The 24,593-nt window shown below is 70.9% G+C and carries 24 protein-coding genes and 1 riboswitch; of the genes, 4 read left to right on the top strand and 20 right to left on the bottom strand.

The features are described from left to right. The first annotated feature begins 5 nt into the window (after positions 1 to 5). On the top strand, positions 6 to 206 hold the full coding sequence (locus ACLJQE_RS26405; RefSeq protein WP_410642041.1) for a hypothetical protein: 201 nt from the start codon (positions 6 to 8) through the stop codon (positions 204 to 206). Between the two features lie 14 nt (positions 207 to 220). Here ACLJQE_RS26405 and ACLJQE_RS26400 read toward each other — a convergent pair whose 3' ends face one another. The 7 genes from ACLJQE_RS26400 to ACLJQE_RS26370 all read right to left on the bottom strand — a co-directional run bounded on the left by ACLJQE_RS26400 (position 221) and on the right by ACLJQE_RS26370 (position 9,893). After that, on the bottom strand, positions 221 to 1,588 hold the full coding sequence (locus ACLJQE_RS26400) for an L-serine ammonia-lyase (RefSeq protein WP_410642040.1): 1,368 nt from the start codon (positions 1,586 to 1,588) through the stop codon (positions 221 to 223). Between the two features lie 14 nt (positions 1,589 to 1,602). Continuing rightward, positions 1,603 to 2,604: a lipoyl synthase gene (lipA, locus tag ACLJQE_RS26395; RefSeq protein WP_410642039.1), complete on the bottom strand. Its 1,002-nt coding sequence runs from the start codon at positions 2,602 to 2,604 to the stop codon at positions 1,603 to 1,605. Then, positions 2,601 to 3,875, bottom strand: a complete 1,275-nt coding sequence (gene glyA, locus ACLJQE_RS26390; protein WP_410642038.1) for a serine hydroxymethyltransferase — start codon at positions 3,873 to 3,875, stop codon at positions 2,601 to 2,603. Before glyA ends, lipA begins: the two co-directional genes overlap by 4 nt. Then, a complete protein-coding gene (gcvH, locus tag ACLJQE_RS26385) occupies positions 3,875 to 4,252 on the bottom strand; it encodes a glycine cleavage system protein GcvH (protein ID WP_410642037.1) in 378 nt (125 codons plus the stop codon). The genes glyA and gcvH overlap by 1 nt, the downstream gene beginning before the upstream one ends. 12 nt (positions 4,253 to 4,264) lie before the next feature. Further along, on the bottom strand, positions 4,265 to 5,368 hold the full coding sequence (gcvT, locus tag ACLJQE_RS26380) for a glycine cleavage system aminomethyltransferase GcvT (RefSeq protein ID WP_410642036.1): 1,104 nt from the start codon (positions 5,366 to 5,368) through the stop codon (positions 4,265 to 4,267). 7 nt (positions 5,369 to 5,375) lie between these two features. Continuing rightward, a complete protein-coding gene (gene gcvP / locus ACLJQE_RS26375) occupies positions 5,376 to 8,207 on the bottom strand; it encodes an aminomethyl-transferring glycine dehydrogenase (RefSeq protein WP_410642130.1) in 2,832 nt (943 codons plus the stop codon). A 43-nt stretch (positions 8,208 to 8,250) separates the two neighbouring features. After that, positions 8,251 to 8,349, bottom strand: a riboswitch (glycine riboswitch). Between the two features lie 251 nt (positions 8,350 to 8,600). Then, complete coding sequence (locus tag ACLJQE_RS26370) at positions 8,601 to 9,893, bottom strand: helix-turn-helix domain-containing protein (RefSeq protein ID WP_410642035.1); 1,293 nt, start codon at positions 9,891 to 9,893, stop codon at positions 8,601 to 8,603. A 72-nt stretch (positions 9,894 to 9,965) separates the two neighbouring features. Between ACLJQE_RS26370 and ACLJQE_RS26365 the strand changes: the two genes are divergently transcribed. Continuing rightward, positions 9,966 to 10,163, top strand: coding sequence for a hypothetical protein (locus ACLJQE_RS26365; protein ID WP_410642034.1), 198 nt, complete (start codon positions 9,966 to 9,968; stop codon positions 10,161 to 10,163). Here the strand turns inward: ACLJQE_RS26365 and ACLJQE_RS26360 are convergent. Genes ACLJQE_RS26360 through ACLJQE_RS26345 form a run of 4 tightly spaced genes read right to left on the bottom strand, consistent with a single transcriptional unit; the run spans position 10,160 to position 14,352 of the window. Next, a complete protein-coding gene (locus ACLJQE_RS26360; RefSeq protein WP_410642033.1) occupies positions 10,160 to 10,927 on the bottom strand; it encodes a 3-oxoacyl-ACP reductase in 768 nt (255 codons plus the stop codon). The genes ACLJQE_RS26365 and ACLJQE_RS26360 overlap by 4 nt on opposite strands. Further along, positions 10,927 to 12,294, bottom strand: coding sequence for an aldehyde dehydrogenase family protein (locus tag ACLJQE_RS26355; protein WP_410642031.1), 1,368 nt, complete (start codon positions 12,292 to 12,294; stop codon positions 10,927 to 10,929). Before ACLJQE_RS26355 ends, ACLJQE_RS26360 begins: the two co-directional genes overlap by 1 nt. Further along, a complete protein-coding gene (locus ACLJQE_RS26350; protein WP_410642030.1) occupies positions 12,291 to 13,007 on the bottom strand; it encodes a gamma-glutamyl-gamma-aminobutyrate hydrolase family protein in 717 nt (238 codons plus the stop codon). Before ACLJQE_RS26350 ends, ACLJQE_RS26355 begins: the two co-directional genes overlap by 4 nt. Continuing rightward, positions 12,988 to 14,352, bottom strand: coding sequence for a glutamine synthetase family protein (locus ACLJQE_RS26345; RefSeq protein ID WP_410642029.1), 1,365 nt, complete (start codon positions 14,350 to 14,352; stop codon positions 12,988 to 12,990). Before ACLJQE_RS26345 ends, ACLJQE_RS26350 begins: the two co-directional genes overlap by 20 nt. Positions 14,353 to 14,563: 211 nt before the next feature. On the opposite strand from ACLJQE_RS26345, the gene ACLJQE_RS26340 reads away from it, so the two are divergent. Further along, positions 14,564 to 15,088, top strand: coding sequence for a general stress protein (locus tag ACLJQE_RS26340; protein ID WP_410642027.1), 525 nt, complete (start codon positions 14,564 to 14,566; stop codon positions 15,086 to 15,088). 121 nt (positions 15,089 to 15,209) lie between these two features. On the opposite strand, the gene ACLJQE_RS26335 is transcribed toward ACLJQE_RS26340, so the two are convergent. The 4 genes from ACLJQE_RS26335 to ACLJQE_RS26320 all read right to left on the bottom strand — a co-directional run bounded on the left by ACLJQE_RS26335 (position 15,210) and on the right by ACLJQE_RS26320 (position 18,338). After that, a complete protein-coding gene (locus ACLJQE_RS26335; protein ID WP_410642026.1) occupies positions 15,210 to 16,172 on the bottom strand; it encodes an alpha/beta fold hydrolase in 963 nt (320 codons plus the stop codon). A gap of 103 nt (positions 16,173 to 16,275) precedes the next feature. Beyond that, entirely contained in the window at positions 16,276 to 17,484 is a 1,209-nt protein-coding gene (locus tag ACLJQE_RS26330; RefSeq protein ID WP_410642025.1) for a DUF1700 domain-containing protein, read from the bottom strand. Then, entirely contained in the window at positions 17,481 to 17,804 is a 324-nt protein-coding gene (locus tag ACLJQE_RS26325; RefSeq protein ID WP_086843254.1) for a PadR family transcriptional regulator, read from the bottom strand. Before ACLJQE_RS26325 ends, ACLJQE_RS26330 begins: the two co-directional genes overlap by 4 nt. 87 nt (positions 17,805 to 17,891) lie before the next feature. After that, positions 17,892 to 18,338, bottom strand: a complete 447-nt coding sequence (locus ACLJQE_RS26320; protein WP_410642024.1) for an Lrp/AsnC family transcriptional regulator — start codon at positions 18,336 to 18,338, stop codon at positions 17,892 to 17,894. 62 nt (positions 18,339 to 18,400) lie between these two features. Here ACLJQE_RS26320 and ACLJQE_RS26315 point away from each other — a divergent pair, with 62 nt between their 5' ends. Then, positions 18,401 to 19,303, top strand: a complete 903-nt coding sequence (locus tag ACLJQE_RS26315) for an SMP-30/gluconolactonase/LRE family protein (RefSeq protein WP_410642023.1) — start codon at positions 18,401 to 18,403, stop codon at positions 19,301 to 19,303. A 237-nt stretch (positions 19,304 to 19,540) separates the two neighbouring features. Here the strand turns inward: ACLJQE_RS26315 and ACLJQE_RS26310 are convergent, their stop codons facing one another. From ACLJQE_RS26310 to ACLJQE_RS26290, 5 genes are all read right to left on the bottom strand, one after another. Further along, a complete protein-coding gene (locus ACLJQE_RS26310) occupies positions 19,541 to 20,731 on the bottom strand; it encodes an MAB_1171c family putative transporter (protein WP_410642022.1) in 1,191 nt (396 codons plus the stop codon). Next, on the bottom strand, positions 20,728 to 21,303 hold the full coding sequence (locus tag ACLJQE_RS26305; RefSeq protein ID WP_410642021.1) for a hypothetical protein: 576 nt from the start codon (positions 21,301 to 21,303) through the stop codon (positions 20,728 to 20,730). Before ACLJQE_RS26305 ends, ACLJQE_RS26310 begins: the two co-directional genes overlap by 4 nt. A 495-nt stretch (positions 21,304 to 21,798) precedes the next feature. Beyond that, positions 21,799 to 22,233: a helix-turn-helix domain-containing protein gene (locus ACLJQE_RS26300; protein ID WP_410642020.1), complete on the bottom strand. Its 435-nt coding sequence runs from the start codon at positions 22,231 to 22,233 to the stop codon at positions 21,799 to 21,801. Between the two features lie 33 nt (positions 22,234 to 22,266). Further along, on the bottom strand, positions 22,267 to 23,148 hold the full coding sequence (gene mutM, locus ACLJQE_RS26295) for a bifunctional DNA-formamidopyrimidine glycosylase/DNA-(apurinic or apyrimidinic site) lyase (RefSeq protein WP_410642019.1): 882 nt from the start codon (positions 23,146 to 23,148) through the stop codon (positions 22,267 to 22,269). 46 nt (positions 23,149 to 23,194) lie between these two features. After that, a complete protein-coding gene (locus ACLJQE_RS26290) occupies positions 23,195 to 24,550 on the bottom strand; it encodes a polysaccharide lyase 6 family protein (RefSeq protein ID WP_410642018.1) in 1,356 nt (451 codons plus the stop codon). Positions 24,551 to 24,593 lie beyond the last annotated feature (43 nt).

Genomic DNA, 24,593 nt, shown 5'->3' with positions numbered 1-24,593 from the left:
ATCCGGTGCACTTCTTGATGGCCGAGGACCTGGTCCACGAACGCGAAGGCGAGCTGCGCCGCGGCGTGCGCAACCGCCCACCGGGCCGCGCAACGCCGAGCCGAACCCCGGGAACCCGGAAACAGCAACTGGGCTGGCGCCTGGTCGAAGTCGGCTTGCGGCTGGCCGTGAAGCCGGAGGACCCCACCCGGGGCACTTTCACGTGAAAGCTCCGGTGGGGTCAGCACTCGATGACGTTCACCGCCAGCCCGCCTCGGGCCGTCTCCTTGTACTTCACGCTCATGTCCGCGCCCGTCTCGCGCATCGTCTTGATCGCCTTGTCCAGCGTCACCACGTGGCTGCCGTCGCCGCGCATCGCCATGCGCGCCGCGTGGATCGCCTTCGAAGCGCCCACCGCGTTGCGCTCGATGCACGGGATCTGGACCAGGCCGCCCACCGGGTCGCACGTCAGGCCGAGGTGGTGCTCGACCCCGATCTCGGCCGCGTTCTCGACCTGGGCCGGACTTCCGCCCAGCACCTCCGTCAGGCCCGCCGCCGCCATTGCCGAGGCCGAGCCGACCTCGCCCTGGCAGCCGACCTCCGCACCGGAGATCGAGCCCGTCTGCTTGAGGATCGAGCCGATCGCGGCCGCCGTGAGCAGGAACGTCACGATGCCGTCGTCGGTCGAGTGCCGGATGAAGCGCTGGTAGTAGTGCAGCACCGCCGGGATGATGCCCGCCGCGCCGTTGGTCGGGGCCGTCACCACCCGGCCGCCCGCCGCGTTCTCCTCGTTGACGGCGAGCGCGTACAGGCTCACCCAGTCCATCGCGTACAGCGGATCGTCCGCGCCGTCCTCGGCCAGGAGCTTTTCGTGCAGTGAGCGGGCCCGCCGCGGGACCTTCAGGCCGCCCGGCAGGACGCCGTCGTGCGTGCAGCCGTTGCGGACGCACTCCGCCATGACCGCCCAGATCCGCAGCAGCCCGTCCCGGATCTCGTCGCGCGAACGCCACGACAGCTCGTTCGCCAGCATGATCTCGCTGATGGGCAAGCCCGTCGACGCGCAGTGCGCCAGGAGGTCCGCGCCGGTGCGGAACGGGTACGGCACCGGCGTCGAGTCCTCGACGAACACCGTGTCCGTCTCGTACGACTCGTCGCGGACGAAGCCGCCGCCCACCGAGTAGTACGTGCGCTCGCGCAGCAGCGCACCGCCGGCGTCGAACGCGCGGAACACCATGCCGTTCGGGTGGGCGGGCAGGGATTTGCGGCGGTGCATGGTGAGGTCGGTGTCCTCGTCGAACGCGATCTCGTGCGTGCCGCCGAGCAGCAGCCGCCCGGACGCGCGGATGTCCGCGACTCGGCCCGGCACGGTCTCGGTGTCGATCTCTTCGGGACGCTCACCCGACAGCCCGAGCAGGACGGCCTTGTCGCTGCCGTGGCCGAAGCCGGTCGCGCCGAGCGAGCCGAACAGCTCGGCCTGGACGCGGGACACCGAGGCGAGCTCGGCGCCGAGTCCGTCCACAAAGGTCCGTGCCGCCCGCATCGGCCCGACGGTGTGGGAGCTCGACGGGCCGATGCCGATGGAAAACAGGTCGAAGACGCTGATCGCCATTGATCCGCCCCTTCCTATCGGGCCAGCAGCGAGCTGGCCTCTTGCGAGGCCGGGCCCTGGTCGGCGAGGTGCGCCAGGTTTTCCGGCAGCTCTTCTCCACGGTAACGCTTGGTCTGGGCGTAGAGCCGTCCCGCGCGGTACGACGAACGCACCAGCGGCCCGGCCATCACCCCGGCGAAGCCCATCGCCTCGGCAGCCTTGGAGTGCTCGACGAACTCTTCCGGCTTCACCCACCGATCGACCGGGTGATGCCGCGCAGAAGGCCGCAGGTACTGCGTGATCGTCAGGATCTCGCACCCGGCGTCGACCAGGTCCTGCATCGCCGGAGCCACCTCGTCCGGCGTCTCGCCCATGCCCAAGATCAGGTTGGACTTCGTCACCAGACCCGCTTCACGCGCGGCCGTGATGACTTCCAGGGACCGAGCGTAGCGGAATCCCGGACGAATGCGTTTGAAAATCCGCGGAACTGTTTCCACGTTGTGCGCAAGAACCTCCGGCCGCGACCCGAAAACCTCCGCAAGCTGCGCCGGGTCGGCGTTGAAGTCCGGGATCAACAACTCCACACCCGTACCCGGGTTCAACGCGTGAATCTGCCGCACAGTCTCCGCATACAACCACGCACCACCGTCGGGCAGATCATCCCGGGCGACACCGGTCACCGTCGAATACCGCAACCCCATCGCCTGCACCGACTCCGCCACCTTCCGCGGCTCGGAAGTGTCCAACGCAGCAGGCTTACCCGTATCGATCTGACAGAAATCACACCGCCGCGTGCACTGATCCCCACCGATCAAGAACGTGGCCTCACGGTCCTCCCAGCACTCATAGATATTGGGACAACCGGCCTCCTCGCACACCGTGTGCAAACCCTCACGCCGCACCAAACCCTTGAGCTCCGTGAACTCCGGACCCATCCGCACCCGCGTCTTGATCCACGACGGCTTCTTCTCGATCGGCGTCTCACTGTTGCGAACCTCGAGACGCAACAGCTTCCGGCCCTCGGGCTGGGCGCTCATCGGGAAAGGTCCGCGTACAGCGGGTGCTTCTTCGCCAGCGTCTCGACGCGGTCGCGGAGCTTGGCCCGCACGGCGTCGTCGAAGTCCGGCTTGAGGGCCTCGGCGATGACGTCGGCGACCTCGGTGAAGTCTTCGGTCCGGAAGCCGCGGGTGGCCAGCGCCGGCGTGCCGATCCGCAGGCCGGAGGTGATCATCGGCGGGCGCGGGTCGAACGGGACGGCGTTGCGGTTGACCGTGATGCCGACCTCGTGCAGCCGGTCCTCGGCCTGCTGCCCGTCCAAGGCGGACTGGACCAGGTCGACCAGCACCAGGTGGACGTCGGTGCCGCCGGTGAGCACCCGCACCCCCGCGGCGGCGCAGTCGTCCTGCGACAGCCGCGAAGCCAGGATGCGCGAGCCTTCGAGGGTGCGCTGCTGACGCTCCTTGAACTCCTCGCTCGCGGCGATCTTCAGCGCGACGGCCTTGGCCGCGATGACGTGTTCCAGGGGCCCGCCCTGCTGGCCGGGGAACACCGCCGAGTTGATCTTCTTCGCCAGCTCCTCGCGGCACAGGATCAGCCCGCCGCGCGGGCCGCCGAGGGTCTTGTGGGTGGTCGTGGTGACGATGTCGGCGTGCGGCACCGGCGACGGGTGCAGCCCGGCCGCGACCAGCCCGGCGAAGTGCGCCATGTCCACCATGAGACGAGCGTCGACGAGGTCGGCGATGCGGCGGAACTCGGCGAAGTCGAGCTGACGCGGGTACGCCGACCAGCCGGCGATGATGAGCTTCGGCTTGTGCTCCACCGCGAGGCGCTCGATCTCGGCGAGGTCGACGATCCCGGTCTCTTTGTCGACGTGGTAGGCGACGACGTTGTAGAGCTTGCCCGAGAAGTTGATCTTCATCCCGTGCGTCAGGTGGCCGCCGTGCGCCAGGTCGAGGCCGAGGATGGTGTCGCCCGGCTTGAGCACGGCGAACATCGCGGCCGCGTTGGCCTGCGCACCCGAGTGCGGCTGGACGTTGGCGTGCTCGGCGCCGAACAGGGCCTTGGCGCGGTCGATGGCGAGCTGCTCGACGACGTCGACGTGCTCGCAGCCGCCGTAGTAGCGGCGGCCCGGGTAGCCCTCGGCGTACTTGTTGGTCAGCACCGAACCCTGCGCTTCGAGCACGCCCACCGGGGCGAAGTTCTCGGAGGCGATCATCTCCAGGGTCGACTGCTGGCGGGTCAGCTCGTCCGCGACGGCCGCGGCGACCTCGGGGTCGACGTCGGCGAGGTGGGCGTCGAAAGTCGTCATCAGTTCTCCTGGGTGAGCGCGGCGTACGCGGCGGCGTCGAGCAGGTCCGGCACGTCCCCGGTCAGACGCACCTTCAGCAGCCATCCTTCGGTGTACGGGTCGGAGTTGATGACCTCGGGGGTGTCCGATGTGGTGCCGTTCACCTCGACGACCTCGCCGGAGACCGGCGCGTACAGCTCGCTGACCGACTTGGTCGACTCGACCTCGCCGAACACCTCGCCCGCGGTGATGGCCGACCCGGCCTCGGGCAGCTGGACGAACACGATGTCACCGAGCGACTCGGCGGCGAAGGCGGTGATGCCGACGGTGGCGACGTCGCCGTCCAGGCTCAGCCACTCGTGTTCCTTGGTGTACTGCAGGTTCTCGGGGATGCTCACAGGGAAAAGTCCTTACGCGCGGGAGTAGAAGGGCAGGGCGACGACCTCGACGGGTTCGATCCTGCCCCGGATGTCGACGGAAAGTTCGGTGCCGGGCTCGGCGTACGCCCGATCGACGTACGCCATGGCGATCGGGTAACCCAGCGTCGGCGACAACGCGCCACTGGTGACTTCGCCGATTTCGGTGTCGCCGGCCAGGAGCCGGTAGCCGTGGCGCGGGGCCCGGCGGCCGGCGCCTTTCAGCCCGACCCGCACGCGCGGGACGTCGGCCTTGGACCGCTCTTCGAGGGCGGCGCGGCCGACGAAGTCACCCGGTTTCTCGAACTTGACGACCCGCCCGAGCCCGGCCTCGAACGGGCTCTGCCCGACGGTGAGTTCGTTGCCGTACAGCGGCATCCCGGCTTCGAGCCGCAGCGTGTCGCGGCAGGCGAGGCCCGCCGGGACCAGGCCGTGCGGCTCGCCGGCGTCCATCAGCAGGCGCCACAACGCGGGTGCCTCGTCCGCGTCGACGAACAGCTCGAAGCCGTCCTCGCCGGTGTAGCCGGTGCGGGCGAGCAGGACGTCGTGGCCCTTCACCGACGCCGGGACGCCGGCGTAGTACTTGAGGGCGGCCAGGTCGGCGCCGGTCACGGCGCCGAGGATCGCCGCGGCGTTCGGGCCCTGGACGGCGATCAGCGCGGTCGTCTCCGACCGGTCGTCCACCACCGCGTCGAAGCCCGCGACCCGCTCGTCCAGTGCGTCGGCGACGACCTTCGCGTTGCCCGCGTTCGCGACGACCAGGTAGTGCTCGTCGGCCAGCCGGTAGACGACGAGGTCGTCCAGCACGCCGCCTTCGGCGTTGCAGATCATCGTGTACCGCGCCCGGCCCGGCTTGACCCCGGTGAGGTTGCCGACCAGCGCGTAGTCCAGGACGTCGGCCGCCTGCTTGCCGGTGACGTGGATTTCGGCCATGTGCGAGAGGTCGAACAGCCCGGCCGCCTCGCGGACGGCCTTGTGCTCGGCCAGCTCGCTGGCGTAGCGGACCGGCATCGACCAGCCGGCAAAGTCGGTGAACAGCGCACCGAGTCCCTTGTGGACTCCGTGGAGGGAGGTCTCTTTCGACGCTGTGTGATTCAAGACGGGATCAGCCTTCGTAAGCGTTGAGGGGCGGGCAGGAACACACGAGGTTGCGGTCACCGCGGGCGCCGTCGATGCGCCGCACCGGCGGCCAGTACTTGTTCTTCCGCGACACCCCGGCCGGGTAGACGGCCAGCTCACGGCTGTACGGCTTGTCCCACTCCCCGACCAGCGTCTCGGCGGTGTGCGGCGCCCCGCGCAGCGGCGACTCCTCCGCACTCCATTTGCCGTTCGCGACCTCGTCGATCTCGGCGCGGATGGCGATCATCGCGTCGCAGAACCGGTCGATCTCGCCCAGGTCCTCGGACTCGGTCGGCTCGACCATCAGCGTGCCCGCGACCGGGAAGGACATCGTCGGCGCGTGGAAGCCGTAGTCGATGAGCCGCTTGGCGACGTCGTCGACCGTCACGCCGGTCTCCTTGGTGAGCTGCCGCAGGTCGAGGATGCACTCGTGCGCGACCAGGCCGTCCTGGCCGGTGTAGAGCACCGGGTAGTGCGGCCCCAGGCGGGAAGCGACGTAGTTCGCGGCCAGCACGGCGACCTCGGTGGCCGCGGTCAGGCCGGGCGCGCCCATCATCCGGACGTAGGCCCAGGAGATCGGCAGGATCGACGCCGAGCCGTAGGGCGCGCCGCTGATCGGGCCGACGCCGGTCTCCGGGCCGGCGGCGTCGAGCAGCGGGTGGTTCGGCAGGTACGGCGCGAGGTGCGCGCGCACCGCGACCGGGCCGACGCCCGGGCCGCCACCGCCGTGCGGGATGCAGAAGGTCTTGTGCAGGTTGAGGTGCGAGACGTCGCCGCCGAACTCGCCCGGCTTGGCCAGGCCGAGCAGGGCGTTGAGGTTCGCGCCGTCGACGTACACCTGGCCGCCGCCGTCGTGGACGATCTTGGCCAGCTCGTCGATGTCGTGCTCGTACACGCCGTGGGTCGACGGGTAGGTCACCATGATCGCGGCGAGCGTGTCCTTGTGGGTGTCCACCTTGGACCGCAGGTCGGCCAGGTCGACGTTGCCCTCGTCGGTGCACTTGACCACCACGACGCGCATCCCGGCGAGCACCGCGGACGCGGCGTTGGTGCCGTGCGCGGACGACGGGATCAGGCAGACGTCCCGGGCTTCGTCGCCGTTCGCGCGGTGGTACGCGCGGATCGCGAGGAGGCCGGCGAGTTCGCCCTGGCTGCCCGCGTTCGGCTGGAGCGACACCTTGTCGTAGCCGGTGACCTCGGCCAGCCACTCGGCCAGCTGCGCCACGAGGACGTGGTAGCCCTCGGCGTCCCCGGCCGGGGCGAACGGGTGGATGCCGGCGAACTCGCGCCAGCTGATCGGCTCCATCTCGGCGGTGGCGTTGAGCTTCATCGTGCAGGAGCCGAGCGGGATCATGCCGCGGTCGAGCGCGTAGTCCTGGTCGGACAGCCGGCGCAGGTAGCGCAGCATCGCCGTCTCGGAGCGGTGCGTGCCGAAGACCTCGTGGCCCATGAAGCCGCTCTCGCGGGCCAGGCCGTTGGGGAGCGCGACGCCGTCCTGGACGTCTTCTCCGACCCCGAAGGCCTTGAGGACCTCCGCGGTGATCGCGGGGGTGCTGACCTCGTCGAAGGCGACGCGGACGTGGTCGGCGCCGACGTGACCGAGGTTGATGCCGGCCGCACGGGCGGCGGCGTGGACTTCGGCGGCCTGGCCGGGGACGCGCGCGACGACCGTGTCGAAGAAGGACTCGTGCACCACCTCGACGCCGGTCTTGCGGAGAGCGTCCGCGAAGCCCGCGGCCAGGCCGTGGACCCGCCGGGCGATCCGCTTGAGGCCGTCCGGACCGTGGTAGACCGCGTACATCGCGGCGAGCACGGCCGGCAGGACCTGCGCGGTGCAGATGTTGGACGTCGCCTTCTCGCGGCGGATGTGCTGCTCACGCGTCTGCAGCGCGAGCCGGTAGGCCGGGTTGCCGTCGGCGTCGACCGAGACGCCGACCAGGCGCCCGGGCAGCGAGCGCTCGAGGCCCGCGCGGACGGACATGTACCCGGCGTGCGGGCCGCCGTAGCCGAGCGGGACGCCGAAGCGCTGGGTCGAGCCCGCGGCGACGTCGGCACCGAACTCGCCGGGCGAGGTGATCAGGGTGAGCGCGAGGAGGTCGGCGGCGACGGTGAACAGCGCACCCGCGGCCTTCGCCGACTCGGAAATCGCGTGGTAGAAGCCGCGGCCGCGCAGCACGCCGGAGGCGCCCGGGTACTGGACGACGACGCCGAAGAAGTCCTCGGGCAGGCCGGTCAGCAGGTCGCGGACCTCGACCTCGATGCCGAGGGCCTCGACGCGGGTGCGCACGACGGCGATGGTCTGCGGCAGGCACTCGGCGTCCAGCACGACCTTGTTCGACTTGGACTTCGACGCGCGGCGCATCAGCGTGACGGCTTCGGCGACGGCGGTCGACTCGTCCAGCAGCGACGCGTTCGCGGTGGCCAGGCCGGTCAGGTCGGCGACCATGGTCTGGAAGTTGAGGAGGGCTTCGAGGCGGCCCTGCGAGATCTCCGGCTGGTACGGCGTGTACGCGGTGTACCAGGCCGGGTTCTCCAGCACGTTGCGGCGGATGACGCCGGGGGTGACGGTGTCGGAGTAGCCGAGGCCGATCATCTGCGTCATCGGCCGGTTGCGCGCGGCGAGCGCGCGCAGCTCCGCGGTGGCTTCCTCTTCGGACGCGGCGGGCGGGAGCCGCAGGTCACGAGTGGCGCGGATGGCGCTCGGCACGGCCGCGCCGACGAGGGCGTCCAGGCTGCCGTAGCCGCACTCGGCCAGCATCTTGGCGGTTTCGGCCTCGGACGGGCCGATGTGGCGGGCGTCGAACTGCGTGGAAGTGATCGGGAGCTCCTTGGGCCGGGCACCGGACAGAACGGTGCGCTGGAACTCCCCCTCTGTCATGGCACCTGAGAGTTTCACCGCCTGTGCAGCGGCTTTCACCTTGGGTGAGGCGCGGGTGCGCCTGCTTTCCAGAGTGGCCTCGCGCGAAGCGGTAGCAGGTACCTGAGAGATTCCGGGGAGTTTGCTCCTTCGGTGCCCCACCGACTTCGTGAGGGCTCTCCCGCCTCGGCTCAACGGCCCGATCTGCAGTTGTGGCGGTTACGGTACCCGGCACTTCCCGCGGGCGTCTACGTCACCCGGCCAACACCACATCAGTCCTCGACCACCCCCCGAGCGCCCCAAGGTGGCCTTCGGTGCGTTGAACGCAACCAAGGCCACCTTGGGGCGCTCGGGTCACGGTGCGCCGGGGCCGCGGCGGACCACCGTCCCGGCCAGCGCGGGTGGGCGGCGGACCCGGCCCGACGGCAGGACCAGGCGTTTCAGCGGCCCGCCCAGTGGCACCGGCGGCAGGCCCGCGCCCAGCAGGACCTGCTCGACGATCTGCTCGGCGTGCCAGGCCACCGAGTCGTTGAGCCGGTCCAGGGACGGGCGGTCGCCGTCGAAGACGTCGGCGTCGTCCATGGTCACCTCGAAGTACGCGCACCCCGGTGGGACCGAGACCGCTTCCTCGATCGCGCGAGCGCCGTCCAGCGGGTCCGTGAACCCGGCTTCGAGCAGCGGCTCGCGGTAGATGCGGGCCGCCCGGGCACGCATGCGCGGCCCGTACCGGACGACCACCGGGAGCCGTCCGGTCAGGTCCGGCACGGCCAGGCCGTGCAGCAGCATGATCGGCGGTACCGAGTGCACCAGCCGCGGCGCGGGTTCGGCCAGCTCGCGGGCGGTGATCCGGACCCGGTCGGCCATCGCGTCCGGGAGGCCGAAGTAGCGGAAGTCGACGTTGCCGAACCCGAGCCCGTCGGCGACCAGCGACGCCAGCAGCTCGCCGTACCCCCAGATCGGCGACAGCACCACCACCGGCGGCGCGGCGACGACCGGCGACGGCGCGGGCGGGCGCGTCGCCTCCTGCTCGGGCACCTGGATCACCAGCCGGGGCGGCTCGTGCCAGTCGTGCACCTCGGCGACCCGCCAGTACAGCCCGAGCGGCTGCCACAGCTCGCCGAGGACGTCGTGCTCGATGATCCGGCGCACCTCGGCGTCGTCGTGGGGCAGGTCCCGCGGCGGCACGATCCCGACGTAGTGGTGGTAGGTGACGCGGACCTCGTCGCCGCGGGTGGCCGAGCGGATCCGCATCTCCCAGTCGATCGGCGACGCCGCGATCGCGTTCGCCACCTGCGTGCCGGGTGAGGAGTAGACGAGCGCGGTGGCCTGCCGGAGGAACTGCCCGGCCCGGTCGATGCCCTCCCGCAACGCCTTCGCCGCCTGCGCGACGTGCACCGGCGAAGCCAGCGAGTCGGGCAGGACCCCGGCGACGCGCAGCAGCTCGGCCTCCCCGAGCCCGGTGACCGCGGCGAGCTCGGCCCAGTGGTCGAACACCGTCACCTTCGGCGCGTGCCGGTGCTCGATCCAGCTGCGCAGCGTCGACGTCGGAACGCCGATGCGCCGGGCGGCCTCGTCCAGGGACAGGCCCCGCGAACGGATGCCGGCCCGGACCGCTTCCGCCCACTCGTCGGCGCGCCAGTGCGTCACCTCACAAAACTAACGAAACCCGCTAGCTTTGCGCAGGGACAAATCGCCCACGGCGCTCCGACGCTGGTCACCATGACCACCACCATCATCGCCCTGACCCTGATCGTCGGCGTGCTGACCTTCGCCGCCGGCGCCTTCCTCGCCTCCGAGATCGCCGTCCGCGTGCTGCGCCGCCGCGAACGGCTGGTCTCCGAAGAGCGCAAGAAGCTCAACGCCGCCTGGAGCTACCTGCGGGAGGTCTACGGCGTCAAGAAACCGACCAAGCGTTAGAGCGGGGTGACGTACGCGCCGGAGATGCCGCCGTCGACCAGGAACTGCGACGCCGTGATGAAGCTGGCGTCGTCGCTGGCGAGGAAGGCGACCGCGGCCGCGATCTCCGACGGCTCGGCGAACCGGCCGACCGGCACGTGGACCAGCCGCCGCGCCGCGCGTTCCGGGTCCTTCGCGAACAGCTCCTTGAGCAGCGGGGTGTTCACCGGGCCCGGGCACAGCGCGTTGACGCGGATGTTCTCCCGCGCGAACTGCACGCCGAGCTCGCGGCTCATCGCGAGCACGCCGCCCTTGGACGCGGTGTAGGAGATCTGCGACGTCGCCGCGCCCATCACCGCCACGAACGACGCGGTGTTGATGATGGAACCGCGTCCCTGGCGTTGCATGTGCGGCAGGACGGCCTTGCAGCAGTGGTACACCGACGTCAGGTTGACCCGCTGCACGCGCTCCCACGCCTCGATGCCGGTGGTGAGGATGGAGTCGTCCTCCGGCGGCGAGATGCCGGCGTTGTTGAAGGCGACGTCCACCGAGCCGAACTGCTCGACCGTGCTGTGGAAGAGGTTCTCGACCTGCTCGGCGTCGGTGACGTCGGTCTGGATGAACGCGCCGCCGATCTCGTCGGCGGCCGCCTTGCCTTCGGCCGGCGTGAGGTCCGCGATGACGACCTTCGCGCCTTCGCTCGCCAGACGGCGGGCCGAGGCGAGCCCGATGCCGCTCGCGCCGCCGGTGATGACCGCGACGCGGCCTTCGAAACGCTGGACCATTACTCCTCCGTGCTCAGAAAGACGTTCTTGGTTTCGGTGAACGCCGCGGCGGCGTCCGGGCCGAGCTCGCGTCCGAGGCCGGACTGCTTGAAGCCGCCGAAGGGCGTCCAGTAGCGCACCGACGAGTGCGAATTGACCGAGAGGTTGCCGGCTTCGACACCGCGCGCCACCCGGAACGCGCGGCCGGCGTCACGGGTCCAGATCGACCCGGACAGGCCGTACTCGGTCGCGTTGGCCATCCGGATCGCGTCGGCCTCCTCCGCGAACGGCACGACGGCGACGACCGGGCCGAAGACCTCTTCCGCCGCGGCCGGGTGGTGCAGGTCCGGCGGGGTGAGGACGGTCGGCGGGAACCAGAAGCCGCGGCCATCGGGTGCCGTCCCGCGGAACGCGACGGGCGCGTCGCCGGGCACGTAGGAGGCGACCTTCTCGCGGTGCGCGGCCGAGATCAGCGGGCCCATCTCGGTCTTCTCGTCGCCGGGGTCGCCGACGACGACGCCGTGCACCGCGGGTTCCAGCAGCTCCATGAAGCGGTCGTACGCGCTCGCCTGCACCAGGATCAGCGACCGCGCGCAGCAGTCCTGGCCGGCGTTGTCGAAGACGCCGTAGGGCGCGGTCGCCGCGGCCTTCTCCAGGTCGGAGTCGGCGAAGACGATGTTGGCGTTCTTGCCGCCGAGCTCCAGCGTCACGCGCTTCACCTGCGCCGCGCAGCCCGCCATGATCTGCTTGCCGACCTCGGTGGAGCCGGTGAAGACGACCTTGCGCACCCCCGGGTGGTCGACGAACCGCTGTCCGACCACGGACCCCTTGCCGGGCAGCACCTGGAAGACGTCCTCGGGGATGCCCGCTTCGCGCGCCAGCTCGGCCAGCCGCAGCGCGGTCAGCGGCGTCAGCTCGGCGGGCTTGAGGACCACGGTGTTGCCGGCGGCGAGCGCGGGCGCGAACCCCCAGCCGGCGATCGGCATCGGGAAGTTCCACGGCACGATCACGCCGACCACGCCCAGGGGTTCCTGGAAGGTGACGTTGATCCCGCCCGGCACCGGGATCTGCTTGCCGAGCAGGCGTTCCGGCGCGGCGGAGTAGTAGTTGAGGACGTCGCGGACGTTGCCGGCTTCCCAGCGGGCGTTGCCGATGGTGTGCCCGGAGTTCTCGACCTCCAGCCGCGCGAGGTGCTCGATGTCGGCCTCGACGGCGTCGGCGAAGCGGCGCAGCAGCCGCGCGCGGTCGCCGGGGGTGACGTCACGCCAGGCCGGGAACGCCGCGTGCGCGCGGGCGATCGCCGCGTCGGCCTCTTCGGCGCTGGTCAGCGCGACCGTCCGCACCACCTCCTCGGTGGCCGGGTTCAGGACGTCGAAACTGGTGGTCATGCCCTCTCCTTGCTCGCGTCGACGAGAGCGGCGAACAGCCGGACGTCGTCGCTGTCCTGCTCGGGGTGCCACTGGACGCCCAGCGTGAACTCGCCGGGCACCTCCGCGGCCTCGATCGTGCCGTCGGTGGCCCACCCGACGGCCTCCAGGCCGGCGCCGAGCCGGTCGATCGCCTGGTGGTGGTAGCACAGGGTCTTGGTTTCGGGCCCGAGGATCGCCGCCGCCCGGCTGCCTTCGGCGAGCGTGACGGTGCCCCGGCCGAACGTCGCGGGCGCCGGCTGGTGCCCGGTCGTCTCCTTCGCCTCCGGCAGGTGCTGGACCAGGGTGCCGCCGAGGGCGACGCTCATCACCTGCAGGCCGCGGCACACGCCGAGCACCGGTTTGCCCGCCCGGCGCGCGGCCTCGAACAGGCCGAACTCGAACGCGTCCCGCTCGGGCCGGACGTAGGTGGCCGGGTGCGGCTCGTGGCCGTAGCGCGCGGGCTCGACGTCGGCGCCGCCGGTGAGCACCAGGCCGTCCACAGTGGACACGAGCTTCTCGTGCGCGTCGGTCACCGGCGGGAGCAGCACCGGGATCCCGCCCGCCGCGACGACGCAGTCGACGTAGACCCGGTGCAACAGTGCCGCTTGGGTGTCCCAGACCAGGAACTTCGCCGGTTCGAGGTAGCTGGTGAGGCCGATGACGGGCCGCGCGTCAGAGCCGTTCGAAGCCACGGATCAGCTCCCAGTCGGTGACGGCGGCGTTGTAGGCGTCGATCTCGATCTTCGCCGCGTTCAGGTAGTGGTCGACGACGTCCTCGCCGAAGGCCGACCGCGCCAGGTCGCTGCCCGCGAGGGCCGCGGCGGCCTCGGGCAGGGTGGTCGGCACGGTGTCCCGGCCGGAGTTGTAGGCGTTGCCGGTGAACGGCTCTTCGAGCTCCAGTTCGTTCTCGATGCCGTGCAGCCCGGCGGCGATGAGCGCGGCCACGGCGAGGTACGGGTTGACGTCGCCGCCCGGCACCCGGTTCTCGACGCGCAGCGACTCGCCGTGCCCGACGACGCGCAGCGCGCAGGTGCGGTTGTCGGTGCCCCAGGCGATCGCGGTCGGCGCGAAGCTGCCGGGGACGAACCGCTTGTAGGAGTTGACGTTCGGCGCGAGGAAGTACGTCAGTTCGTGCAGCGCGGCGAGCTGGCCGGCGAGGAAGTGCTCCATCAGCTTCGAGAAGCCGTGCTCGCCGTCTCCCGCGAGCACGGCGCGGCCCTCGGTGGAGCGCAGGCTGATGTGGATGTGGCAGGAGTTGCCCTCGCGCTCGTTGTACTTCGCCATGAAGGTGAGGCTCTTGCCCTCCTGCGCGGCGATCTCCTTGGCACCGTTCTTGTAGACGCTGTGGTTGTCGCACGTGCTCAGGGCGTCGGTGTAGCGGAAGGCGATCTCCTGCTGGCCCGGGTTGCACTCGCCCTTGGCGGACTCGGGGTAGAGCCCGGCGCCGGCCATGTCGTTGCGGATGCGGCGCAGCAGCGGCTCCAGCCGCGCGGTGCCGAGCATCGAGTAGTCGACGTTGTACTGGTTGGCGGGCTTGAGGCCGTGGTAGCGCTTGTCCCAGGCGGCCTCGAAGGTGTCGTCGAAGACGATGAACTCGAGCTCGGTGCCGACGTAGGCGGCGAGTCCCCGCTCGGTGAGCCGGTCGAGCTGGCGGCGCAGGATCTGGCGTGGCGACACCGGCACCGGCCCGCCCTGCACGCGCTCGACGTCGGCCAGCACCAGCGCGGTGCCCTCCTGCCACGGGACCTCGCGTAGGGTTTCGAAGTCGGGGCGCAGCACGAAGTCGCCGTACCCGCTGTCCCAGGAGGAGAGGGCGTACCCGTCGACGGTGTTCATGTCGACGTCCACGGCGAGGAGGTAGTTGCAGGCCTCGGTGGCGTGGCCGACGACCTCGTCCAGGAAGTACTCGGCCGAGCAGCGCTTGCCCTGCAGCCTGCCCTGCATGTCGGTGAGCGCGACGAGCACGGTGTCGATCGTGCCCGCATCCACGCGCGCCCGGAGTTCGTCGAGCGTGAGCATGCCTCGCCTGCGTGCCATCCGTCGCCCCAAAGGTTTGATACGAATCCTTTGCGGGTTCTTCCTACCCGGTGACACGAGCCGGGTCAACCCGAGAAAAGGTATCTTTTTGTACCTTTACACGATCGGTCGGATTGTCCGCCTTGCCCGGCTGAGAAGAGTCTGTGAATTCGCCCGCGCGGGAGGAAACCGGGACCGCCGCACGTTGGACAGGACAAGAGAGGTGAGATCGATGACCACAGCATTCACGCAGCAGACCACGATCGGACAGCAGCAGGCCCGGCCCCAGCTGCCGACCCTGCCCACCGGCTGGCCGATCGGTTCGTACGAGTCCTACGAGCAGGCACAGCGGGCGGTCGACCACCTCGCGGGCGCGGACTTCCCCGTCACCGACGTCACGATCGTGGGCGTGGAACCGATGCTCGTCGAGCGGGTCGCGGGCAAGATGTCCTGGGGCAAGGTCCTCGGCAGCGCGGCGACGTCCGGTGCGCTGTTCGGCCTGTTCCTCGGCCTGATGCTCAGCCTGCTGAACCCGGGTGCGGGCATGGTCCCGATCGTGATCGGCCTCGTCGCCGGTCTCGGGTTCAACCTGCTCTTCGGCGCGCTGGGCTACGCGGTGAACCGCAACAAGCGCGGGTTCATCTCGCAGAGCCAGCTGGTGGCCCGCCGCTACGACGTCCTGTCCCAGCCCCGCAACGCCGAGAAGGGCCGCGCCCTGCTGGCGGACCTCGCGGCACGCAGCGCGTTCGGCCACTGACCCATCGGAAGACCGAAGGCCGCCTCCCCCGGGAGGCGGCCTTCGCCGTGCCTGGGGACAACTCCGCCGGCCACCCCGGAAACCGTCGGTGCCCGCCGGCAGCGTGGAAAACGGGGGCTGCTCAGGTCCCCGACGACACCGACGGCACGTCCGGGTACCCCGCCGTCTCGGGAGCTTCCGCCGGACGGCCCGCGCGCAGCAGCTGCCCCCACCGCGCCCGGTCATACCGCGCCGGCGGCGTCTCCGCCAGGAACTCGCGCAGGATCTCCAGGAACCGCTCCGGATCCGCCCGGTGCGGGAAGTGGCCCGCGCCCTCGAAGAGGACCAGCCTGCTGCCCGGCATCGCCCGGTGCGCACGCAGCGCGTGGCCGCTCGGCACCACCCGGTCCTCCGTGCCCCACACGAGCAGCGTCGGGATGCCCTGGGTCAGATAGCACCGGTCCAGCATGTTGACCACCTGCCCGCGCCAGTCGACGACCGAGCGCAGCGTCCGCAGGAACGCCGAGCGCGTGCCCGGCTCGACCAGCCGCACGTACCGGGCCAGCACGTAGTCGAGGTCCGCATCGTCGATGACCCGCAGCAGCCCGGCGAACCCGCGCAGCACCGCCACCGCGGGCGGCGTCCCCAGCAGCGGCAGCACCAGCCCCGCCCCCGGCGCCGCGGCCAGGCGCAGCAGCGGGTGGACACCCGCCCCGACCCCACCCGAGCCGACCAGCACGAGCCGTTCGCACCGTTCCGGGAACTGGTAGGCGAACTGCATCGCGACGCCGCCGCCGAGCGAGTGCCCGACCACCGTCACCCGGTCGACGTCGAGGGTGGTCAGCAGGTCGCGCATGCCGCACGCGTAGGCCGCCACCGAGTAGTCCGCGCGCGGCTTGGCCGAAGAGCCGTGGCCGAGCAGGTCCGGCGCGATCACCGTGAAGTCGGCCGACAGCGACGCCAGCAGGTCCAGCCAGGTCGACGAGTCGTCGCCGATGCCGTGCAGGAAGAGCAGGGCCGGCCCGCGCCCGGCCATCCGGTAGGCGCGCTCGTACCCGTGGACGACCCGGGTGCGCGGGGCGAAACGGTCCGTGGATGGCGTCACCCGCCCAGCTCAGCACGCTCGCGTTCGCCCGGCGTTTCAGGCGCGTTCGGAACGGGTGAACGCGCCCGAGCGGCCCCGACCGCCGCTCGGGCGCGTTCGTCCCCTACCGCGTCGGCGTCGGCGAGGCCGGCGCGGGCGACGAGGTGGTCGTGGGCGGCACCGTCACCTTCGGGATGGCCGCGCTGAACGGCACGCCCCCCAGCTCGCGGCAGGAGCCGCGGTAGCCGTTGTAACCGTTGTAGTTGCCCTGGTCGTCGGTGACGCCCTGCTCGATCTTCGGCCGGGGGAACCGGTTGTCCTCGCCGATCTTCTGCCGGCTGCCGCTGGCGCGCTCGCAGCCGTAGCGGGTCAGCGTGAGCGGCCTGCCCTCTTCGTCGTAGAGGTAGACCTCCGTCAGCGGCTTGCCTTCGGCGTCGAAGGCGTAGACGTTCTCGACGTCGCGGCCGCCGTAGGTCAGCTGGTCGTTGCCGTAGCCGTCGGATGACGACGTGTAGTACGACGGCGGGCTCGAAGACCCGCCGCGGGAGAAGAGGTCGATCGCGGCGCCGAACCCGCCGAGCGCGCCGCCGATGACGAACGCCGAGACCGGCACGGCCACCCACAGCAGCCGCCGGTCGCCGCGCACCCGCGGGCCCGCCCACAGGGCCGCCACGGCCGCGAGGACCAGGAACGGCAGCAGCAGCACCGCACTCCGGTGCCGCAGCATGAACAGCAGCCCGAACGCGACCAGCACGACCGCGCACAGCACCCACCACGCCGGTTTGAGCGAACCGAGGTAGCGCAGGAGCTTGCCGGCGTCCTCCTGCTCGCGCCCCTTGGCCATGGTGGCCCGCAGCCAGCCGGCTTCCGGCAGCGCCAGCACCGGCTCGACCCCGCCGCGCAGCAGCAGGACCAGGCTGACGAGGAACACCGGCGCGAAGACCAGCAGGCCGATCAGCACGTCGGGGTTGACGGTCACGGCGGCACCGAACGCGAGCAGCGCGAACGCCAGCGCACAGAACACCAGGCCCCACAACGCGATCCGCGGTTTCACCAGGCTGGGCGCGGCGGTGGTGGTGAGCACCTGCGTGGCGCCCTCCCCCGGCGCCGGGTACCCGCCGGACGCACGCAGCTCGGCGGCGTAGCTCTCCGGCGAGCCGAGCCGTTCGATGAGGGCCTCGACGCGGGCACCCTCCCCGAGCTCGGCCTCCAGTTCCGCCAGGTGCGGGCGGACGTCCTCGAGGATCTCTTCGATCTCGCTCGCGGGCAGGTCGGCGAGCGCGGTCCGGACCCGCGCCAGATACACCCGCACGGCGGTCGGCTTGTCGCTCATGCTGCCTCTCCCAAAAGCACGTTCATCGTCGATGCGAAGCTCTGCCACGTCTTGCCGGACTCCGCCAGCCGGGCCCGGCCCGGTTCGTTCAGGCTGTAGTACTTGCGGTGGGGACCCTCTTCGCTGGGCACCACGTACGAGGTCAGCAGGCCGGCCTTGTAGAGCCTGCGCAACGTCCCGTACACCGAAGCGTCCCCCACCTCGTCCAGGCCGGCGGCCCGGAGTCTTCGCAATACGTCGTACCCGTAGCCGTCTTCTTCGCGGAGCACCGCGAGGACGGCGAGATCGAGCACGCCCTTGAGCAGCTGACTGATCTCCACTGCACCCTCCAGTCGTACGCATGGGAAGGTACCACGCATTGCGCAGTAGTGTGCACGGCGGAGGTTCGGGTGCGCGTGTCGTCGCGTTCAGGCCCGGGTGTCGACCGGCCGTTCGAAGAAGGATTCGAGGACCACGATCGTCTGCGTGCCGGTGACGCCGTCGATCGCGAAGAGCCGCCGCAGCGACGCCTGGAGGTCCTCGGTCGTGGCCGTGCGCACCTTGACCAGCAGCGACGCCGGGCCCGCGATGACGTGGGCCTCGACGACTTCGGGCAGCGCTTCGAGGGCTTCGCGCACCGGACGGTCGCCCATCCAGGCGTTCGCTTCGACGAGCACGAAGGCCGCGACCCCCCGGCCGACCGCGGCCGGGTCGACGTCCACGGTGGTCCGCCGGATGACGTCCTGCTCCCGGAGCTTGCGCACGCGTTCGTGGGCCGCGCCCGCGGAGAGCCCGACGGCCTTGCCGAGGGCGGCGTACGCCTGCGTCGCGTCGCGCTGAAGCTCAGTCAACAAGATGCGATCTACTTCATCCACGACTTGACCATATCAGGTTCGGTCATGCATTCTTTTGACAGAATTTGATGGGGAGATGAGCGATGGACCGGATCAAGACGGAGTTCCAGGTGCTGGACGAGCGGTTCACGCGCGTCAACGGCGACGAGTGGACGCAGCGCCTGCACACGGGCTGCCGCTGGACGGAAGGGCCGGCGTACTTCCCGGCCGGCCGCTACCTGGTGTTCAGCGACATCCCGAACGACCGCACGCTGCGCTGGGACGAGACGACGGGCCAGGTCGGCGTCTTCCGTCACCCGTCCGGGTACGCGAACGGCCACACGGTGGACCGGCAGGGCCGGCTGGTCAGCTGCGAGCAGGGCCGCCGCCGTGTGACGCGCACCGAACACGACGGCTCGATCACGGTGCTGGCGGCGGAGTACCGGGGGAAGCGGCTGAACAGCCCGAACGACGTGATCGAGCACTCGGACGGGTCCATCTGGTTCACCGACCCGAGTTACGGAATCGACAGCGATTACGAGGGGTACCGGGCCAAGAGCGAGATCGGCGCGTGCCACGTGTACCGGGCCGCCCCGGACGGCTCGGTGACGATCGTCGCGGACGACTTCTCCCGGCCGAACGGCCTGGCGTTCTCGGCCGACGAGTCGCGGCTGTACATCGCGGACACGCGCCAGAAGCCGAGCCACCTCCGGGTGTTCGCGGTCGGCGCGGACGGAAAGCTGACGGGCGGCGAAATCTTCGCCACGAGCGACAGCGGCGGCTTCGACGGAGTGAGGGTCGACAGCGAAGGCCAGGTATGGGCGGCAGCCCACGACGGTCTGCACTGTTTCGCCGCAGACGGGACGAGGATCGGGAAGCTGCGGATCCCGGAGGTCTGTTCGAACTTCACGTTCGGCGGAGCGAGGGGAAACGAGCTGTTCATCACGGCTTCGAGTTCCCTGTACACCCTGAGGGTGACGGTGAACGGGGCTCGCTACCCGCGCTGATCACGAGCTCCCCATGCGCCCCAATGTGGCCTTCGGTGCGCTCAACGCACCCAATGTGGCCTTCGGTGCGTCCAACGCACCCAATGTGGCCTTCGGTGCGTCCAACGCACCCAATGTGGCCTTCGGTGCGTCCAACGCACCCAATGTGGCCTTCGGTGCGTTGAACGCACCCAATGTGGCCTTCGGTGCGTTGAACGCACCCAATGTGGCCTTGGGGCGTTTGGGGCCAGGGCCAGGTCAGGTGGATGCTGATGTGCGGACTCGCTGCGCCACCGCGTCGCGGCGGCGCCATGCGCGGCTCACCTGGACCAGCCAGGCCGCCTCGGCCGCCACGTCCGCTTCCGTGTCCGGTTCCGTGTCCGGTTCCGCGGGGTGGTCCGGTTCGCGTGCGAAGCGGCGTCCCGTGCGGCCTGCCTCGATCGCCGCTGCCAGGGTGACCGCCTCCACCGTGGCCGCCACCTCCGCCTCGCGGACGCCCGCCCGGCGCGCCGCCGCCTCGGCGCGGGCCGGGAGGTCCGGGTCGAAGTGGGCTCGCAGGGCCAGGTGGCCGTCGCGGATTTCGATGACCCTGCGGTACAGCGCGAACTCCGCGCCGCCTGCCAGTTCGCGGCCCGGGTCGAGGGCGATACCGGGGACCGCCGTGCGCAACGCCGTCCACAGCGGCTCGATGCGGCGGTACGCCCGGTACGCGCGAACCCGGCCGATCACCGACGCCACCGCCGGCGACCACGCGCTGAGCGTCGCCCCGGCCGCCACGAAACCGACCGTCACCGCCGCGAGCACCGAGGACGGCAGGTCCTCACGGGCGCCGATCCGGGCCGTCCGCGCGAGCTGCACGACGTCGTCGACGTCCCAGAACGTCCACGCGGTCGCCGCGCCCACCCCGACGACCAGCAGCCACAGCCCCGTGCGCAACGGTCCCGGCTCCGCGTGCCACGCACTGCGGGCGAACACCGCGAACAGCAGGCCGAGGCTGATCAGGCTGTAGACCAGGAACAACACCTTGTCGGCCAGGGCGAACGGCAGGCCGGCGTCCGCGAAGACCGTGTCGTCGCCCACGCGCCGCGGTTCGGAAAGGGCGAAGGACACCGCGAGGAGCACCATCGTCGCTCCGGTGAACAGCGCGTGCGGCGCGAGCCGCGCGCCTTCGCCGCGCCACACCGACTGCGTGAACGCCACCGCGAACCCGATCGCGCCCAGCTTCAGTTCGTCGCCGGCCAGGCTCAGCACCCATTCGGCCACCGGCCCCGGGCCGGCGAGGGCCGACATCGCCGGCGTCAGCACGACGATGCCGGCGGCGATGCAGACGCCGAAGCCGGCGAGGAACCACATGGTGCGCACCGGCTGGCTGCCGCGCGCCTCGATCAGCTTGTACCCGAACCCGGCGAAGGCCGCCAGGCACAGGTAGTAGGCGAGGGTTTCGATCACGGCGTACGGCGGCCGAACACGGAATCGAAGCGCCGCACGCCGTCCGGGACACCGGGCGCGGGTTCGCGCGGCGGCTCCGCGGGCCGGACGACGCGCTGCGCGAGCAGGCTCGCGACGAGCTCGGCTTCGCGCTCTTCGACCTCCGAGTAGGTGGTGCGCCCGAGCACGCGCCGGACGAGCTCGGGCGACAGGTTCGGCATGAGCTGCCGTCCGGCGGCGGCATCGATGGCGGCGTCGACGGCGATGCCGTCGGCCCCGGCCCCGGCGCCGACGTGGCCGCACAGCAGGTGCCCGACCTCGTGCAGCAGGATGTGCCGCCGGTGCAGCGCGGTCGTGTTGGTCGGGTAGAGGATGTAGTCGGCGCGTTCGGTGCTCATCAGCAACCCGCACGGAGCACCTTCGGGCGCGCTGACCGGCATCAGTTCGATGGGGCGCCCGCGCGCGGCGGCCAGGCCCGCGACGAAGTCCTCGGCATCGAACGGTTCGGGCAGGCTGACGCCATCGGCCACCTGACGGGCCCGCCGCCAGAGCGAGCGAGCCGGTCGCCGCCACCGCCACGATGGTCGCGCCACCTCAGCCCTCCTCCACCACGCCGCAGCCGAACGGTTCCAGCCGGATCAACGCGGCAGAGCGCCGGTGGTTGCGCGGCCGGGGAAAAATCCGACGCACGGACGCAGAAAACGGTTCCCCGCAACCGGCTCGGCGGCCGGAACGGCGACTCGCGACGATACCCGGCACGCCCGCCAACCGACGCGCAGGCACCGGCCGCGGCCCCGGGTGGGAGGTCCGGCGAACCGGAACTCGGAACCCACCCACGACTCGGCGCGACACTCCACCGCCCGCCCCCGGCACACGAGTTCCCGCATACCGCAGCCCGCCCGCGGCGTCGGCGCAAATCCCGCAACCCGCGCGTCCCGCGAGCGGCAACCCCACCCACGACTCGACGCGACCCCCTCAAGCCCGCGCCCCCACACACGAGCGCGGACACAGCGCCCCGCGAACAGCTCCCCAGCCGGCTCGGCGATCCGCGACCACACCCCGGCCCGCGGGCCGGGCCACCGCCACCCTCAGCTCTCCTTCTTCGGGCCGCCGCGGCCGGCCTCTCTGCGGGCGATGGCGTCGATCATGTCGCTGATCGTGTCCAGGCCGTCCGAGGACAGTGTCACCGCGCGCAACGCCAGATCCCGCACCCCCGCGTCGCGCAGGGCGCCCAGCAGGGCCAGCTCCTCCGCGATCTTGCGGCTCTGCTCGTCGTCGAAGAAGTACGCCGGGGGCACTCCGAAGAACTGGGCCAGTGCCTCGAGGTGCCGCTTGGTCGGGTTGTCGCGGCGGCCCGTGCGCAGCTGCCACAAGTACGTCGTCGAAAAGCTCTCGCCCGTCGCTTCGCGGCAGGCCTTGGCGACCTCTTCGTTGCTGTACGGCTCCCGATCGGGCCTGCGGACCACGTGGAACAGCCGGTCGATCTTGTCGGCCAGCGTCGACTTTCCGGGCTCGTTGACCACGTTGCACTCCCTCAGCTACCAGGCATATTCATCCTAGCTGAAAGGCGAACCTCCTTTATCAACCCGAGTTCGCCTCGGCCGCGGCTGGCACCGCGGGCACGAGAACGACGAACGGTTCATGAACGGCTCCCGCCGGATCGCCGTGCCGCACCGGCGGCACGGCATCCCCTCCTGGCCGTACGCGTCCAGCGACCGGTCGAAGTACCCCGACTGCCCGTTGACGTTCACGTACAGCGCGTCGAACGACGTCCCGCCCGCGCCGAGGGCCGCGTTCATCACGTCCGACGCCGCGGACAGCAGCTCTCGTCCCTTCGCCATCGTCAGCTTTGCGGTCGGCCGGGACCCGTGCAGGCGGGCACGCCACAAAGCTTCGTCCGCGTAGATGTTGCCGATGCCCGACACCAGCGTCTGGTCGAGCAGCGCCCGCTTGACCTCCGTGCGCCGCGACCGCAGCGCGCGCACCGCCGCGTCGAGGTCGAACTCCGGGTCCATCGGGTCGCGGGCGATGTGGGCGATCGTGTCCGGGAGCAGGACGTCGTTGAGGTCGTCCAGCGCCAGGCCGCCGAACGTCCGCTGGTCGACGAAACGCAGCTCCGGCCCGTCGTCGTAGAAGCGCAGCCGCACCCGCAGGTGCTTCTCGTCCGGCACGCCCGCCGGCTGGACCAGCATCTGCCCGCTCATGCCGAGGTGGGCCAGCAGCGCCTCCTTGTCGGACAGCTCCAGCCACAGGTACTTGCCCCGGCGCCGCGCCGCCTCGACGCGGGTGCCGGCGATCCGCTGCGTGAAGTCCTCCGCACCCAGGGCGTGCCGGCGGATCGCGCGCGGGTGCAGGACCTCCGCCTCGCGGATGGTCCGCCCCGCGACGTGCGCCTGCAGGCCCAGGCGGACGACTTCGACCTCGGGGAGTTCGGGCATACGGCCATTGTGCCCGCGGGGTACGACAGTTCTCGAAACGGCGCCGCTACGGCGCGGCCGGGCCCACGTCCGCCTTCGTCAGCGGAACCCGCGTCACGCCCGAAGCGAAGTACTCGTCGGCGCCGACGTCGAAGGTGCCCGTCCGTGCCTGCAGGTCGAAGTCCTTCGCCGCGTACGGGTACGACCCCGTGCCCGTGTCGATCGCCGGGCTGCCCGGCCCCAGCCGGTAGAGCCCGGCGGCGTCCTTGACGAGCTTCGGGTCGACGTTGCGCGACGGGATCCCCGCCGCAGCACCGAAGGTGATGTTGCCCTCGTACTTCACGACCGAGCCGGCCGGCAGCGTCACCAGCGTCCCCGAGGTGCCCTTGACGATGTTGTCCGCGACCACGCAGTCCTTCGGCTTGAAGTCCCCGCCGTCGCCATCGATCACCGACGTGCTGCCCAGCACCGTGTTGTACGCGACCGTCACCCGGTCGGGCCGGTCGTGGAGCTTGCTCGCCGGCCCGCTGTCGGCTTCGGCACCGGAGCCGAACACGATCGCGCGGTCGCCGGAATTCGCCACGTAGTTGCCGATGATCTTGTGGTCGTTGCCGTGGAACCGGATGCCGGAGCCGAAGAGCACGTTGCCCTCGACGGTGCTGCGGTTGCCGTGGCGCAGCACGATGTAGCCCCTGCTGTCCCGGATCGTGTTGTACCGCACCACGTTGCCGGACGACTTGACGGAGATCGCCTCGCTGTCGCCGTCGGCCTTCTCGAACAGGTTGTGCTCGATCAGGGCGTTCGCGGTGTACGACTGGCGGTCGCTCAGCCCGAGCCGGATCGACTCGCCACCGTTCGAGCCGGCGAACTGGTGGTTGAAGAAGTAGTTGTGGTGCACGTGGACGCGCTTCGCCATCGCGCCCGACGGGCCGAGGATCTGCAGGAACACGCCCTGCCCGGTGCGGTTCTGGAAGACGTTGCGGTCGACGACGGTGTCGTCGCCGCCGACCGTCACCCAGTTGCCGTCGGTCGTGAGCTGGAAGTCGTTGCGGGTCAGGCGGTTGTTCGACGCGCCGGCCGGGACGCTCAGCGAAGCGCCGTTGCGGAACTTGAACCCGCGCAGCACCACGTTCGAGACGCCGCTCGCGAAGGCGAACGTCTTCGAGCCGGTGATGGTGGCCTGGCCGGAGTGCTCCGCGGCGATCGTCACGGGTGCCGAACCGGTGCCGGACCGCTTGATCGAAAGCGTCGAGCTCGCCGGGTAAGTGCCGTCGGCGAGGGTGATCGTGTCACCGGGGTTCGCCTTGTCCATCGCGGACTGCAGCGCCGCCAGCGAAGTCACCCTGACCTGCGCGGCCGACGCCGCCGGGCCGGGCACGACGACGAGCGCCGCGGCGATCAAGGGTACGAAGAACGAACGCATCCGCCCCACCTCTCCATCGAGTACGCGCGGCGAATGATCACCA

This window comes from Amycolatopsis sp. lyj-346, from assembly GCF_046548975.1.
Taxonomy (GTDB): domain Bacteria; phylum Actinomycetota; class Actinomycetes; order Mycobacteriales; family Pseudonocardiaceae; genus Amycolatopsis.
Note: the sequence above shows the minus strand (reverse complement) of the source record. Positions and strands in the feature narration are given on the sequence as shown.